Source organism: Desnuesiella massiliensis (assembly GCF_001403615.1).
Lineage (GTDB): Bacteria > Bacillota > Clostridia > Clostridiales > Clostridiaceae > Desnuesiella > Desnuesiella massiliensis.
Map to the genome: position 1 here is coordinate 38,011 of NZ_LN879457.1, position 16,148 is coordinate 54,158.

Genomic DNA, 16,148 nt, shown 5'->3' on the forward strand with positions numbered 1-16,148 from the left:
ATTTAGTAGTAAAATCTAAAAGTGGTATATGTCGATTTATAAAGCGGGAGTAGTTCAGTGGTAGAGCGTCAGCTTCCCAAGCTGAATGTCGCGGGTTCGAATCCCGTTTCCCGCTCCAGAGAAATTGCTCACGTAGCTCAGCAGGCAGAGCGTCACCTTGGTAAGGTGGAGGTCGTCGGTTCAAGCCCGATCGTGAGCTCCAAATTATGTAAAACACAAAACGCTAGGCTAAGTTTACTGATGAAAGGAATAATAAGGAGGAATTATAAATGGCAAAGGCAAAATTTGAAAGAAACAAACCACACGTTAATATTGGAACAATAGGACACGTAGACCACGGTAAGACAACATTAACAGCAGCTATTACAACAGTATTAGCAAGCAAAGGATATGCAGAAGCATTCAAGTATGACGAAATAGATAAGGCACCAGAAGAAAAAGAAAGAGGAATCACAATCAACACAGCGCACGTTGAGTATCAAACAGAAAACAGACACTATGCGCACGTTGACTGTCCAGGACACGCTGACTATGTAAAGAACATGATCACAGGAGCAGCACAAATGGATGGAGCAATCCTAGTTGTATCAGCAGCAGATGGTCCAATGCCTCAAACAAGAGAGCACATACTACTAGCATCAAGAGTAGGAGTTGACTACATAGTAGTATTCTTAAATAAAGCAGATATGGTAGACGATCCAGAATTATTAGAGCTAGTAGAAATGGAAGTAAGAGAGTTATTAAGCGAGTATAACTTCCCAGGAGATGATACTCCAATAATAGCAGGATCAGCATTAAAAGCATTAGAGAACCCAACAGATGAAGCAGCAACAAAATGCATAATGGAGTTAATGGAAGCAGTAGACAGCTACATTCCAACACCAGAAAGAGCAACTGACAAACCATTCTTAATGCCAGTAGAAGATGTATTCACAATCACAGGAAGAGGAACAGTTGCAACAGGAAGAGTAGAAAGAGGAATATTAAAAGTTGGTGACGAAGTAGAAGTTATCGGCTTAACAGAAGAAAGAAAGAAGACAGTAGTAACTGGAGTAGAAATGTTCAGAAAGTTACTAGACCAAGCGATGGCAGGAGATAACATAGGAGCATTATTAAGAGGTGTTCAAAGAACTGATATCGAAAGAGGTCAAGTATTAGCAAAAACAGGATCAGTAAATCCACACAAGAAATTCGTAGGTCAAGTATACGTATTAAAGAAAGAAGAAGGCGGAAGACACACACCATTCTTTGATGGATACAGACCACAATTCTATTTCAGAACAACAGACGTTACAGGATCAATCAAATTACCAGATGGAATGGAAATGGTTATGCCTGGAGACCACATCGACATGAACGTTGAATTAATCACACAAGTAGCAATGGATGAAGGATTAAGATTCGCTATCAGAGAAGGCGGAAGAACAGTAGGTTCAGGTGTTGTTACTACTATATTAGAATAATTATAGCTTTAAATAAGGGGCTGGGTTTAATAACCTAGTCCTTTACATAGCAAATTAACGTTGACATAAGAATCTACTTGTGATAAATTATTTAAGTAATGCTTAAAATAGTAAAGAACTAGGTTCTTATACACACATCATGTTATTTATAAGTACTGGAGGTGCACATTGTGAGAGTAAAAATAACTTTAGCATGCACAGAATGCAAGCAAAGAAACTACAACTCAATGAAGAATAAGAAGAACGACCCAGATAGATTAGAGATGAAAAAGTACTGTAAGTTCTGTCAAAGACACACACTTCATAAAGAGACAAAATAAGCTTATTTGTGATTATTCCTTTAAAAAAAGCTTGGGGATGTGAAAAAAATGGCTTCAGATGGGAATGTAAAAGCAAAAAGTCAAACGCAATCAGGTTTGATTAAGTTTTTTAGAGAGGTTAAAGCTGAATTTAAGAGAATAACTTGGCCATCTAAAAAGGAAATAAAGAAATCGACAATAGCAGTAGCTGTATTTTGTTTATTGTATATTGTTTATGTAGGCGGCATTGATGTTGTATTTAAAAACCTCTTTGATTTAATCTTTAGAATAAAGTAAAAAAGGAGGTTGGGATGTTTTATTCATCCCGCAGATTATGAGTGAAAGAGCTAGATGGTATGTAGTACATACATATTCTGGTTATGAAAACAAAGTTAAGGCCAACTTAGAGAAAACCATAGAAAATAGAAATCTTCATGATCTAATATTAGATGTGCAAGTTCCTATGGAGGAGCAAGTAGAAGAGAAAGATGGTAAAACTAAGGTTACCTTAAAAAAGATATTTCCAGGATATGTTCTTGTAAAAATGGTTATGACTGACGACTCTTGGTATGTAGTTAGAAATACTAGAGGAGTTACAGGTTTCGTGGGTCCAGGATCAAAACCTGTACCACTTACCGATGAAGAGGTTGATTGTATGGGAATAAAAGATGCTCCTGTAGCTATTGACTTGGAGGTAGGAGAAAACATCAAGATTATTTCAGGACCACTTAAAGAATTTGTGGCTTCTATACAAGAAATTAATCTTGAAAAACGTAAGATAAAAGGCTTGGTTAATATGTTCGGCAGGGATACCTTAGCAGAATTTGATTTTAACCAAGTAGAAAAAATGGATTAGTTAAAAACAAAATTTAAACTTAGACGAAAGTCTTAATAAAGTGGGAGGGCAATGATAAAGCCCGTATAACCACAGTATAGGAGGAATTACTCATGGCTAAGAAAGTAACAGGAATGATTAAACTTCAACTTCCTGCAGGAAAGGCAACACCAGCACCACCAGTTGGACCAGCGTTAGGACAACATGGTGTAAACATTATGGGATTCTGTAAGGAATTTAATGCAAAAACTGCAAACCAAGCTGGATTAATAATTCCAGTAGTAATAACTGTTTACCAAGATAGATCTTTTAGTTTCATACTAAAGACTCCTCCAGCAGCTGTTCTTATTAAAAAAGAACTTGGCTTAGAAAGTGGATCAGGAGTACCAAACAAAACTAAAGTTGGTAAATTAACTAAAGAACAAGTTAAGAAAATAGCAGAAACTAAAATGCCTGACTTAAATGCCGCTTCACTTGAAGCTGCTATGAGCATGATCGAAGGAACAGCTAGAAGTATGGGTGTAACTGTAGTAGACTAATATAATGGTGGGAGGTAAAAACCGTTAATACCACAAAGGAGGCTTAATCATATGGGAAAGAATTATATTGAAAGTGCAAAATTAATAGACAGAAGTGCTTTATATACTCCAGGAGAAGCTTTAGAGTTAGCTGTTAAAACTGCTAAAGCTAAGTTTGATGAAACAATTGAATTACACGTTAGACTTGGAGTTGACCCAAGACATGCTGATCAACAAGTAAGAGGAGCGGTTGTTCTTCCTAACGGAACTGGTAAAACTGTTAGAGTTTTAGTTTTCGCTAAAGGAGACAAAGCTAAAGAAGCTGAAGCTGCAGGAGCAGAATTTGTTGGAGCAGAAGATTTAGTAGATAAAATTCAAAAAGAAAACTGGTTTGACTATGATGTAGTTGTAGCAACTCCAGACATGATGGGTGTAGTTGGTAGATTAGGTAGAGTATTAGGACCTAAGGGCCTAATGCCAAACCCAAAATCCGGTACAGTTACTTTTGATGTAGCTAAGGCTATAGCTGAAATAAAAGCTGGTAAGGTTGAATATAGAGTTGACAAGACTGCTATCGTTCACGTTCCAATAGGAAAAAAATCCTTTGGATCTGAAAAGTTAATAGTTAACTTCCAATCTTTAATGGAAGCTTTAGTAAAAGCTAAACCAGCTGCTGCTAAGGGACAATACATCAAATCAGTATCTGTTTCAAGCACAATGGGACCTGGAATTAAAATAAATCCAACTAAAGTTTTAGAATAGTATTGACATTAAGAAGTTTGTATGTTAACATAACAAAGGTCAAGTGAATAAAATCCTCCGTAGACAGTAGGTGCGAAAGCGTAAATTGTAATACCTACCTAGGATGCCAATACATAGATTGATTGGTCTTCTTGCGTCTGCGGGAAGGCCTTTGTTATTATATAAAACAGTGATAACTGTGAGGAGGTGGACACACAGTGATAAATAAGAATAGACAAATTAAAGAAGCTAAAGTTGCAGAAATTAAAGAAAAATTAGAAAAGGCTCAAGCTGTTATACTTGCAAGTTATCAAGGATTAACAGTTGAAGAAGATACAGAGCTAAGAAAAAAATTAAGAGAAGCTGGTGTAGAATACAAGGTGTACAAAAACACATTGGTAACACTTGCAGCTAAGGAGTTAGGTTTAGACGCCGTATCTCCATACTTAGAGGGACCTGTATCCATAGCTTTTGGTTATGATGATGTTACGGCTCCGGCTAGAGTTTTAAATGACTTTGCTAAAGATCACAAGAAGTTAGAATTAAAAGCTGGTATAGTTCAAGGCGAAGTTTACGATACAAGTAAAGTTAAACAACTTGCTACAATACCATCAAAAGAAGTTCTTATTGCAAAACTTCTTGGAAGCATCAAGTCACCATTATCAAAACTTGCTATTTTATTAAATGCAATTAAAGAAAAGAAAGAGTCTGCTGAATAATACACGTTGTAAAGTGAGCAGATAGATTAAAGATTATTTTATAAAGAAATTTTGGAGGTGTCTTATAATGACAAGAGAAGAAATCATTCAAGCTATAAAAGAAATGAGCGTTTTAGAATTAAACGAATTAGTAAAAGCATGTGAAGAAGAATTTGGAGTAAGTGCAGCAGCTCCAGTAGCGGCAGCAGGTGCAGCAGCAGCTCCAGCAGCTGAAGAAAAAACTGAGTTTGATGTAGTATTAGCTAGTGCTGGTGCTGAAAAGATCAAAGTTATAAAAGTTGTTAGAGAATTAACTGGATTAGGCTTAAAAGAAGCTAAAGAAGTAGTTGACGGAGCGCCAAAGACATTAAAAGAAGGCGTTTCAAAAGAAGAAGCAGAAAGCATAAAAGCAAAACTTGCAGAAGTTGGTGCTACAGTAGAAGTAAAGTAATACTAGCAGTAACAATGGTAAGAGGCACTTTGTTAGAAAGTGCCTCTTTTTTAAAGTAAGTATTTTTAAAGTATCTATTGACTGGTATAATCAAATATGCTACTATTATTTAATGTACTGTTCAATATGGATCAGTATATCATTTTAAAAATAATATATAAGACTTGAATTAAATTTACATTTTTGGTTATACTAATTTGATGATATTGTATGCAATCCAGAAGCATAGGTCCTAGGGGATATTATGCTTTTGGCTATTTTAGTTTATACAAGGGGTGAAAGCTGATGGTACATCCTGTCCAAGTTGGAAAAAGAACAAGAATGAGTTTTGGAAAAGTAAAAGAAGTAGCTGATATGCCTAACTTAATTGAAGTACAATTAGATTCCTATCAGTGGTTTTTGGATGAGGGACTTCATGAAGTTTTTTATGATGTAAATCCTATAACAAACTACACGGGAAATCTTGTTCTTGAATTTGTTGGGTATAAGCTTGATATGGATAATATCAAGTACTCAGTGGAAGAATGTAAAGAAAGAGATGCCACATACGCAGCGCCGCTAAAGGTTAAAGTTAGACTTCAAAACAAAGAAACTGGCGAATTAAAAGAGCAAGAGGTCTTTATGGGAGATTTCCCTTTAATGACTGAGCAAGGTACTTTTATAATCAATGGTGCTGAAAGAGTAATAGTTAGCCAGTTAGTAAGGTCTCCTGGCGTATATTATAGCCAAAGCATGGATAAAAATGGAAAGAGGTTGATATCTTCAACTGTAATTCCTATTAGAGGAGCTTGGCTAGAATATGAAACTGATTCTAATGATGTTATATATGTTAGAATTGATAAAACAAGAAAACTTCCTATTACCATACTATCTAGAGCTATGGGATTAGGTAGTGACCAAGAAATAGTAGATTATTTTGGAGAAGATGAAAGATTAAGAGCTACTATAGAAAAAGATAACACTAAAACAAGAGAAGAAGCTTTACTTGAAATATATAAGAGATTAAGACCGGGTGAGCCACCAACTGTAGATAGCGCAATGAGCTTAATAGATTCATTATTCTTTGATGCTAAGCGTTATGATCTTTCTAAAGTAGGAAGATACAAATTTAATAAGAAGCTAGCATTGAATTTAAGAATAGTTAACCAAATTGCAGCTAAAGACATCATAAATCCAAGTACTGGAGAAATCCTTGTACAAAAAGGTGAAAAGATAGACAGAGAAAAAGCTTTAGAGGTTCAAGACAGTGGAGTAAACTCTGTTGATATAATAGTTGATGATAAGGTTGTAAGAGTTATAGGAAATAACTTTGTTAATATACATAAGCATATTTCTTTTAATATAGATAGTTTAAATATTAAAGAATTAGTTCATTATCCTACATTAAAAGAAATATTGGATAACTATACTGATGAAGATACTATAAAAGAAGAAGTAAAGAAAAATTTAAATAGGCTAATACCTAAACATATAATTATAGATGACATTTACGCAACTATTAGCTATGAATTAGGTTTATCTTATGGCATTGGCTATGTAGATGATATTGACCATTTAGGAAATAGAAGACTTAGATCTGTTGGTGAATTACTTCAAAACCAATTTAGAATAGGTCTTTCAAGGATGGAAAGAGTAGTTAAAGAAAGAATGACTATTCAAGATCAAGAAGGCATAACGCCTCAAGCTTTGATTAATATAAGACCTGTTGCTGCGGCTATAAAGGAATTCTTCGGAAGCTCACAATTATCTCAATTTATGGATCAAACTAATCCACTTTCAGAATTAACTCATAAGAGAAGACTTTCAGCATTAGGGCCTGGTGGTTTATCAAGAGAGAGAGCAGGATTTGAAGTAAGAGACGTTCACCATTCACACTATGGAAGAATGTGTCCTATAGAAACTCCTGAAGGACCGAACATAGGTCTTATTAACTCTCTAGCAACTTATGCAAGAGTAAATGAATATGGATTTATAGAAACGCCATATAGAGTTGTTGATAAAAAGAGTGGAAGAGTAACAGGAGAAATAAGATACTTTACAGCAGATGAAGAAGATCATTATCTAGTAGCTCAATCTAATGAGCCTTTAGATGAAGAAGGAAGATTTATAGATAAGAAGATAACTGTAAGAGCACAAGAAGAAGTTCTTGTTGTTCCTAAAGAAGACGTAGATTTAATGGATATATCTCCAAGACAGATAGTATCTGTAGCCACGGCTATGATTCCGTTCTTAGAAAATGATGATGCCAGCCGTGCTCTTATGGGATCTAACATGCAACGTCAAGCAGTTCCGCTCTTAAAGCCACAAGCTCCAGTTGTTGGTACTGGTATAGAATACAAAGCGGCAGTTGACTCAGGGGTATTACCTAAGTCTAAAAATGATGGAGTAGTGACTTATGTTAGTTCAAATGAAATCAGAGTGAAAAGAGATTCTGATGGCGGTACAGATATATATAGATTACTTAAATTTAAAAGATCAAACCAAGGTACTTGCATAAATCAAAGGCCTATAGTAAGTAAAGGAGAAATTGTTAAAAAAGGTACGGTTTTAGCTGATGGACCTTCTACTGACTTAGGTGAAATTGCATTAGGTAAGAATATAAGAATAGGGTTTATAACTTGGGAAGGATATAACTACGAGGATGCTATGCTTATATCAGAGCAACTTGTTAGGGATGATGTATTTACTTCTATACACATTGAGGAGTATGAATGCGAATCCAGGGATACTAAGTTAGGACCAGAAGAAATTACAAGGGATATTCCTAATGTGGGAGAAGATGCTTTAAAAGATATAGATGATAGAGGAATAATCAGAATTGGTGCAGAGGTAAGATCAGGAGACATATTAGTAGGAAAAGTAACACCAAAAGGAGAAACAGAGCTTACTGCTGAGGAAAGGTTGCTTAGAGCTATATTTGGTGAAAAAGCAAGAGAAGTTAGAGATACTTCCCTAAGAGTTCCTCATGGTGAAGCAGGTATCATAGTAGATGTTAAGGTGTTTACAAGAGAAAATGGCGATGAATTGCCTCCAGGAGTAAATCAATTAGTAAGATGTTATATAGCTCAGAAGAGAAAAATATCTGTGGGAGATAAAATGGCAGGACGTCACGGAAACAAAGGGGTTATCTCTAGAGTTTTACCAGAAGAAGATATGCCATTCCTACCAGATGGTAGTCCACTACAAATATGCTTAAATCCTTTAGGGGTTCCTTCTCGTATGAATATTGGTCAGGTTTTAGAAGTGCATCTTGGGCAAGCGGCTAGCAAATTGGGTTGGCATATAGCTACTCCAGTATTTGATGGAGCCACAGAGAAAGATATAGAACAATGTCTAATTGATGCAGGATATAATGGGGATGGTAAAACAGTTCTATATGATGGTAGAACAGGTGAACCCTTCGATAGCAGAGTAACTGTAGGATATATGTATATATTAAAACTTGCTCACTTAGTTGATGATAAGATTCATGCTAGATCTACAGGGCCATACTCTCTGGTTACTCAACAACCATTAGGTGGTAAAGCTCAGTTTGGAGGACAGAGATTTGGTGAGATGGAAGTTTGGGCATTAGAAGCTTATGGTGCAGCTAATACGCTTCAAGAGATACTTACAGTTAAGTCAGACGATGTAGTTGGTAGAGTAAAAACTTATGAAGCCATAGTTAAAGGAGAAAATATACCTGAACCAGGTGTACCAGAATCCTTCAAGGTTCTTATAAAAGAACTTCAAGCATTATGCTTAGATGTTAAAGTTCTTAATGATGATAACCAAGAAATAAAATTAAAAGAGTCAGTTGAAGAAGAGCTTGAAGAACTAGATGTAAATATGGAAGGTTCAGAAGAATTTATTCCACCTACCCCAGATGATGACTACGTGGAGTCAGAAGACGAAGTTGAAGAAGATATAGATATTGATTATGATGAACTTCCATTAGATGATTTCAATAGTGAACTTGACATTGATGATTTTAATGATGAACACTAATTTTGAAGGGAGGATATACCCTTGTTTGAATTAAATAATTTTGATGCCATACAAATAGGGTTAGCTTCACCAGAACAGATAAGAGAATGGTCAAGAGGTGAAGTAAAAAAACCTGAGACAATAAATTATAGAACTCTAAAACCAGAAAGAGATGGATTATTCTGCGAAAGAATTTTTGGACCTATCAAAGACTGGGAATGTCATTGTGGAAAATATAAAAGAGTTAGATATAAAGGCATAGTTTGCGATAGATGTGGAGTAGAAGTAACTAAGGCTAAGGTTAGACGTGAGAGAATGGGGCATATTGAACTTGCTGCCCCAGTATCCCATATATGGTATTTCAAAGGAATACCTTCAAGAATGGGATTAATATTAGACATGTCCCCAAGAGCTTTAGAAAAAATACTATATTTTGCGTCTTATGTAGTATTAGATCCTAAAGAGACTCCTTTACTAAGAAAACAGCTGCTAAATGAAAAGGAATATAGAGAAGCTGTGGATAAATATGGTGAAGAGAGCTTCGCTGCAGGTATGGGAGCAGAAGCTGTTAAACAACTTCTTGATGAAATTGAATTAGAAAGAACTTCTAAGGAATTAAAAGAAGAATTAAGAAACAGCACAGGTCAGAAGAAGGTAAGAATAATAAGAAGACTAGAAGTTATTGAGTCTTTTAGAAAATCTGGTAATAAGCCATCTTGGATGATTATTAGCGTTATTCCAGTAATTCCTCCAGATCTAAGGCCTATGGTGCAATTGGATGGCGGAAGGTTTGCTACATCAGATTTAAATGATCTTTATAGAAGAGTTATAAATAGAAATAATAGGCTTAAGAAACTGCTTGATTTAGGAGCACCTGACATAATAGTTAGAAATGAAAAAAGAATGCTTCAAGAAGCAGTGGATGCATTAGTGGATAATGGAAGAAGAGGCAGACCTGTTACTGGCCCTGGAAATAGACCATTAAAATCTTTATCGGATATGCTTAAAGGTAAGCAAGGAAGATTTAGACAAAACTTACTAGGCAAGCGTGTTGACTACTCTGGTAGATCAGTTATAGTTGTTGGACCAGAATTAAAAATGTATCAATGTGGTCTTCCAAAAGAAATGGCTTTAGAATTGTTTAAGCCTTTTGTTATGAAAAAATTAGTTGAAGGTGGCATTGCTCATAATATTAAGAGCGCAAAGAGAATGGTTGAAAGAGTTATGCCTCAGGTATGGGATGTACTTGAGGAAGTAATATCTGATCATCCAGTACTTTTAAACCGTGCCCCCACACTGCATAGATTGGGAATTCAAGCGTTCCAACCAATTCTAGTTGAGGGTAGAGCGATAAAGCTACACCCGCTAGTATGTACAGCATACAATGCTGACTTTGATGGTGACCAAATGGCGGTTCACGTTCCTTTATCTGTGGAAGCTCAAGCAGAAGCAAGGTTCTTAATGCTTGCAGCAGGTAATATTATGAAACCATCTGATGGTAAGCCGGTTTGTGTCCCTACACAGGATATGATATTAGGTTCATATTACTTAACTTTAAACAAGGATGGAGAAAAAGGAGAAGGAAGCTACTTCATGTCTTCGGACGAGGCTCTTATGGCATATCAAGCAGGAGATGTGTCATTGCATGCTAAAGTTAAGATAAAGATGGTTAAAGAAATTAATGGAGAGAAAAGAACCGGAATCATTGAAACTACTGTAGGAAAAACAATTTTCAATGAATCTATACCTCAGAATTTAGGTTTTGTTGATAGATCTTTACCAGAAAATGAGTTTAAACTAGAGGTAGATTTCTTAGTTGATAAGAAAAATTTAGGTAAGATAGTTGATAAATGCTATATTAATTATGGCCCAACTAAAACTTCTGTAATGCTAGACCAGATTAAAGCCAAGGGTTATCACTATTCTACCATAGGTGCTATAACTGTTGCTGCATCAGATATGATAGTTCCAGAACAAAAGGCAACTTTACTAAAAGATGCTGAAGAAACAGTAGATAAGATAGAAAAGATGTATAAAAGAGGTTTCATATCAGAAGAAGAAAGATATGAAAGAGTTATAGATAAATGGACTAAAACTACTGAAGAAGTAGCGGATGCTCTTATGGAAAGTCTTGATAATTTTAATCCTATATTTATGATGGCGGATTCTGGAGCCAGAGGATCTAAGAGCCAGATAAAACAATTAGCTGGGATGAGAGGACTTATGGCAAATCCTTCTGGTAAAATTATAGAGTTACCAATTAAAGCTTCCTTTAGAGAGGGGCTAGATGTATTAGAGTACTTTATCTCTACTCATGGAGCTAGAAAAGGTAATGCGGATACCGCTCTTAAAACAGCTGACTCAGGATATTTAACAAGAAGATTAGTTGATGTTAACCAAGATGTCATAGTGAGACTAGAGGATTGTGGAACTAAGGTAGGAACCATTGTTTCTGAAATAAAAGAAGGAAACGAAGTAATAGAACCTTTAAGAGAAAGGCTTTCTGGAAGATATAGTGCTGAAGATATTATAGATCCAAGCACGGGAAATATAGTAGTTCCTAATGATACCTACATTACTCTTAATATGGCTGAAAAAGTTGAGAAGTTAGGAATTAAAAAAGTTAAAATAAGATCAGTATTTACATGTAGCGCTAAAGTTGGTGTTTGTGCTAAATGTTATGGAATGAATATGGCTACAGCAGAAAAAATCAATATTGGTGAAGCTGTTGGTATAGTTGCTGCTCAATCTATAGGAGAACCAGGTACTCAGCTTACAATGAGAACCTTCCATACTGGTGGAGTTGCGGGAGCCGATATAACACAAGGTCTTCCAAGAGTTGAGGAGCTTTTCGAAGCAAGAAAACCTAAAGGATTAGCAATAGTAACTGAAGTTTCTGGTACAGTTAGACTAGAAGAGACCAAAAAGAAAAGAACAGTTATAATTGTAACATCTTCTGGAGAAGAAGTAAGTTATGATATACCATTTGGTTCAAGACTCAAAGTAAGCAATGGGGAGGAAATAAGTGCTGGTGATGAAATCACTGAAGGTTCCGTAAATCCCCATGATATAATGAGAATAAAAGGTATTGATGGTGTAAGAAATTACTTGCTTTCAGAGGTTCAGAAGGTTTATAGACTTCAAGGTGTTGATATAAATGATAAGCACTTAGAAGTGGTTGTAAGACAAATGACTAGAAAAGTAAAAATAGTTGAGTCAGGAGATACAGAGCTGTTACCTGGAACAATGATAGATATATTTGACTTTGATGAAGAAAATGAAAGAGTACGAGGCGTAGGCGGAGAAGAAGCTAAAGGAGAAAGGGTTCTTTTGGGTATTACAAAGGCAGCTCTTGCCACTGATTCCTTCTTGTCAGCAGCTTCATTCCAAGAAACTACTAGAGTATTAACTGATGCGGCTATAAAAGGAAAAATAGATCCATTGTTAGGATTAAAAGAGAATGTTATAATTGGTAAGTTAATACCAGCTGGAACAGGTATGATTAGATATAGATCCGTTAAGCTCAATACTGAATCAGAATTGGCAGAAAAAGAGTTAACAAATACTATAGAAGATTAACTTATATTTGGTTGACAGCATAGTTCTTAAATGATAAAATACATTTTGTGTGATTTTATAATGTATAAAACACCAATAGGTAAGTTGTCTACATGATTTCATGGAGGCAAAGCTAAATGCTTTGCCTCGATATTAATATATCGAGGAGGGAAGGTCATGGTAGACAGACTATTAGGTAAAAAAGTAATAGGTGTAAAACAAGCCAATAAATCCATAAAAAATGGATTAGGCAAGGTTTTATATGTAGCCAAAGATGCAGATCACAAGTTGACTACTTCCTTGGTAGATTCAGCAGAAGATCATTCTGTAGAAGTTATCTATGTTGAAACTATGAAAGAATTAGGTAAGCTATGTGGAATAGAGGTTGGAGCTTCAGCAGCTCTAATTTTGAAAGATTAATTAGCTAGTATCTTAAATTAAATAGATTAAATTAAAAATTTTAGAGGAGGTGAAACCATGCCAACTATTAGCCAATTAGTAAGAAAAGGCAGAAAGACAGTAGCAGACAAATCAACTGCACCAGCACTTAAGGAGTGCCCTCAAAAGAGAGGAGTATGTACTGTAGTTAAAACAACAACTCCAAAGAAGCCTAACTCAGCGCTAAGAAAAATAGCTAGAGTAAGACTAACAAATGGATACGAAGTAAGTGCATACATCCCAGGTGTAGGCCACAACTTACAAGAACACAGCGTTGTTCTAATAAGAGGTGGAAGAGTTAAGGACCTTCCAGGGGTTAGATACCATATAGTAAGAGGAGCTTTAGACTCATCTGGAGTAGCTAACAGAATGCAAGGAAGGTCAAAGTACGGTGCTAAGAGACCAAAACAAAAGTAATTTTTGTATGTTGATTAGTGCTATGTCTTCGCATTTACATAGATTTATATATAATTTATTTATACTGCAGAAGTCAGAGCACTTTACGACAAAATGTCGAGTACCGATGAACTTAAATATTAAATGTTAAGGAGGGAAGAAAAGTGCCAAGAAAAGGACATATAGCAAAAAGAGATGTATTGCCAGATCCAATGTACAACAGTAAGGTTGTTACAAAGTTGATAAACAGCGTTATGGAAGATGGAAAAAAAGGAGTAGCACAAAAAATCTGTTACGATGCTTTCGAAGTACTTGCTAACAAGACAGGAAAAGATGCATTAGAGGTTTTTGAAACTGCTATGAACAATGTAATGCCTTTACTTGAAGTAAAAGCAAGAAGAATAGGTGGAGCTACTTACCAAGTTCCAATCGAAGTAAGAGCTGAGAGAAGACAAACTTTGGGAATTAGATGGTTATTAAATGCCGCTAAGAACAGAGGAGAAAAGTACATGAGAGAAAGATTAGCTGGAGAATTATTAGATGCAGCTAACAACACTGGCGCAGCAGTTAAGAAGAGAGAAGATACTCATAAAATGGCTGAAGCAAATAAGGCCTTTGCTCATTACAGATATTAATACAAAACTGTTTTGGCTCTGCCAAAACAGTTTTGTCGAATTTTATTACTAAACTGAGAGGAGGAAAACGTAGTGGCAAGACAATTTCCGTTAGAAAAATTTCGTAATATTGGTATAATGGCTCATATAGATGCTGGAAAGACTACAACTACTGAGCGTATACTATTTTATACAGGAAAAACACACAAGATAGGTGAAACCCATGAAGGTGCAGCTACAATGGACTGGATGGTGCAAGAACAAGAGAGAGGTATAACTATTACTTCAGCGGCAACCACTTGTCAATGGAAGGGTTATGCTATAAACATAATAGATACACCAGGACACGTAGATTTTACAGTTGAGGTTGAGAGATCTCTAAGAGTTCTTGATGGAGCTGTAACAGTACTTGATGCTAAGAGTGGTGTTGAGCCTCAAACTGAGACAGTTTGGAGACAGGCAGACAAGTATGGTGTTCCTAGAATTGTCTATGTAAATAAAATGGATGCAACTGGTGCTGATTTCTATAATTGTGTAAATACAATAAGAGAGAGATTAAAGGCTAATGCAGTTCCAATTCAAATTCCAGTAGGTCAAGAAGATCAATTCGTAGGAATGGTTGACTTAATCACTAATGAAGCCATAATACATAAAAATGACCTAGGAACAGAAATAGAGAGAATTGAAATCCCTGCTGAATTAAAAGATAAAGCAGAAGAATACAGAGCGGCATTGATTGAAGCAGTAGCTGAAACAGATGAAGAATTAACTATGAAATATCTTGAAGGTGAAGATATTACAGAAGATGAACTTCATGCAGCTATAAGAAATGCTACTATATCTGGACAAATGATTCCAGTAATCTGTGGTTCATCATATAAGAACAAAGGTGTTCAAGAAATGATAGATTCAGTTGTTGCTTATATGCCATCACCATTAGATATCCCAGCAATAAAAGGAACTAATCCGAATACTAATGAAGAGGATGAAAGACCAGCTAGCGATGATGCTCCAATGTCAGCATTGGCATTTAAGATAGCTACTGACCCATTTGTTGGTAGATTAGCTTTCACAAGAGTATATTCTGGAATAATGCAAAGTGGTACATATGTATTAAATTCCACTAAGGGTAAAAAAGAAAGAATAGGTAGACTTGTTAAAATGCATGCTAATCATAGAGAAGAAGTTGAAGAGTTACGTGCTGGAGATTTAGGTGCAATAGTAGGTTTAAAAGATACTACAACTGGAGATACTTTATGTTCTGACAGTGGAGCAATAGTATTAGAAAGCATGGAATTCCCAGAACCAGTTATAAGAGTAGCTATTGAGCCAAAGACAAAAGCTGGTCAAGAAAAAATGGGTATAGCCTTATCTAAGCTAGCAGAAGAAGATCCAACTTTCAAAACTTGGACTGATCAAGAAACAGGTCAAACAATTATTGCTGGTATGGGTGAGTTACACCTTGAGATAATTGTAGATAGACTTCAAAGAGAATTCAAGGTTGAATGTAATGTTGGTGCTCCGCAAGTTGCTTACAAGGAAACTATCAGAAAAGCTGTTAAAGCTGAAGGTAAGTTCGTAAGACAATCAGGTGGTAGAGGACAATATGGTCACTGTTGGATAGAAATGATACCTAATGAGGGAGAATATACCTTCGAAAATGCTGTAGTAGGAGGAGCTATTCCAAGAGAATATATACCTGCTATAGACAATGGAATAAGAGAAGCTTCAGATAGCGGTGTTGTAGCTGGATATCCAGTTATTAACTTTAAGATTAAAGTATTTGATGGATCATACCATGATGTTGACTCATCAGAAATGGCCTTCAAGATTGCAGGTTCTATGGCCTTTAAGAACGCTATGGCTAAGGCAGATCCAGCGTTGCTTGAACCTATGATGAAAGTAGAGGTTACTGTTCCAGAAGATTACATGGGAGATGTTATAGGTGACCTTAACTCCAGAAGAGGTAGAATAGAAGGAATGGAAGCAAGATTTGGTGCTCAAGTTATCAGAGCTTTCGTACCACTATCAGAAATGTTTGGATATGCAACTACATTAAGATCAAGAACACAAGGTAGAGGAGTCTACAGTATGGAATTTGATCATTACGAAGAAACTCCAAAGAGTATTCAAGAACAAATTGCAGGAAAAAAATAATATAAAAATATAGA

At 35.7% G+C, this 16,148-nt stretch carries 14 protein-coding genes, 2 tRNA genes and 1 other annotated feature; all 16 genes read left to right on the forward strand.

Annotation, left to right across the window (positions count from 1 at the left end; translation table 11 throughout):
- Positions 1-43: 43 nt before the first annotated feature.
- The 16 genes from BN2665_RS17785 to fusA all read left to right on the forward strand — a co-directional run bounded on the left by BN2665_RS17785 (position 44) and on the right by fusA (position 16,134).
- Positions 44-118 (forward strand) — tRNA-Gly (locus tag BN2665_RS17785).
- An 8-nt stretch (positions 119-126) separates the two neighbouring features.
- Positions 127-202, forward strand: a tRNA-Thr gene (locus BN2665_RS17790).
- Between the two features lie 67 nt (positions 203-269).
- Positions 270-1,463, forward strand: a complete 1,194-nt coding sequence (tuf, locus tag BN2665_RS17795) for an elongation factor Tu (RefSeq protein WP_055668474.1) — start codon at positions 270-272, stop codon at positions 1,461-1,463.
- A 170-nt stretch (positions 1,464-1,633) separates the two neighbouring features.
- Entirely contained in the window at positions 1,634-1,783 is a 150-nt protein-coding gene (gene rpmG, locus BN2665_RS17800) for a 50S ribosomal protein L33 (protein ID WP_055668475.1), read from the forward strand.
- A gap of 48 nt (positions 1,784-1,831) precedes the next feature.
- On the forward strand, positions 1,832-2,059 hold the full coding sequence (gene secE, locus BN2665_RS17805) for a preprotein translocase subunit SecE (RefSeq protein ID WP_055668476.1): 228 nt from the start codon (positions 1,832-1,834) through the stop codon (positions 2,057-2,059).
- A gap of 37 nt (positions 2,060-2,096) precedes the next feature.
- Entirely contained in the window at positions 2,097-2,618 is a 522-nt protein-coding gene (nusG, locus tag BN2665_RS17810) for a transcription termination/antitermination protein NusG (protein ID WP_055668477.1), read from the forward strand.
- Between the two features lie 92 nt (positions 2,619-2,710).
- Entirely contained in the window at positions 2,711-3,136 is a 426-nt protein-coding gene (gene rplK / locus BN2665_RS17815) for a 50S ribosomal protein L11 (protein WP_055668478.1), read from the forward strand.
- A gap of 51 nt (positions 3,137-3,187) precedes the next feature.
- Positions 3,188-3,877, forward strand: coding sequence for a 50S ribosomal protein L1 (gene rplA / locus BN2665_RS17820; protein ID WP_055668479.1), 690 nt, complete (start codon positions 3,188-3,190; stop codon positions 3,875-3,877).
- 39 nt (positions 3,878-3,916) lie between these two features.
- Positions 3,917-4,042: a sequence feature (ribosomal protein L10 leader region), on the forward strand.
- 35 nt (positions 4,043-4,077) lie between these two features.
- Positions 4,078-4,575, forward strand: a complete 498-nt coding sequence (gene rplJ, locus BN2665_RS17825) for a 50S ribosomal protein L10 (RefSeq protein WP_055669996.1) — start codon at positions 4,078-4,080, stop codon at positions 4,573-4,575.
- A gap of 67 nt (positions 4,576-4,642) precedes the next feature.
- Positions 4,643-5,005 (forward strand): 50S ribosomal protein L7/L12, encoded by a 363-nt coding sequence (gene rplL / locus BN2665_RS17830; RefSeq protein WP_055668480.1) that lies wholly within the window; start codon positions 4,643-4,645, stop codon positions 5,003-5,005.
- Positions 5,006-5,290: 285 nt separating this feature from the next.
- Positions 5,291-8,992, forward strand: coding sequence for a DNA-directed RNA polymerase subunit beta (gene rpoB, locus BN2665_RS17835; protein ID WP_055668481.1), 3,702 nt, complete (start codon positions 5,291-5,293; stop codon positions 8,990-8,992).
- Positions 8,993-9,013: 21 nt separating this feature from the next.
- Positions 9,014-12,550, forward strand: coding sequence for a DNA-directed RNA polymerase subunit beta' (gene rpoC / locus BN2665_RS17840; protein WP_055668482.1), 3,537 nt, complete (start codon positions 9,014-9,016; stop codon positions 12,548-12,550).
- A 156-nt stretch (positions 12,551-12,706) separates the two neighbouring features.
- Positions 12,707-12,949, forward strand: a complete 243-nt coding sequence (locus BN2665_RS17845) for a ribosomal L7Ae/L30e/S12e/Gadd45 family protein (RefSeq protein ID WP_055668483.1) — start codon at positions 12,707-12,709, stop codon at positions 12,947-12,949.
- A 57-nt stretch (positions 12,950-13,006) separates the two neighbouring features.
- A complete protein-coding gene (gene rpsL, locus BN2665_RS17850; protein ID WP_055668484.1) occupies positions 13,007-13,384 on the forward strand; it encodes a 30S ribosomal protein S12 in 378 nt (125 codons plus the stop codon).
- A gap of 143 nt (positions 13,385-13,527) precedes the next feature.
- On the forward strand, positions 13,528-13,998 hold the full coding sequence (gene rpsG / locus BN2665_RS17855) for a 30S ribosomal protein S7 (protein ID WP_055668485.1): 471 nt from the start codon (positions 13,528-13,530) through the stop codon (positions 13,996-13,998).
- 72 nt (positions 13,999-14,070) lie between these two features.
- The gene (gene fusA / locus BN2665_RS17860) at positions 14,071-16,134 is read left to right on the forward strand and encodes an elongation factor G (protein WP_055668486.1); all 2,064 of its coding nucleotides are present in this window, start codon (positions 14,071-14,073) and stop codon (positions 16,132-16,134) included.
- Positions 16,135-16,148: the final 14 nt, after the last annotated feature.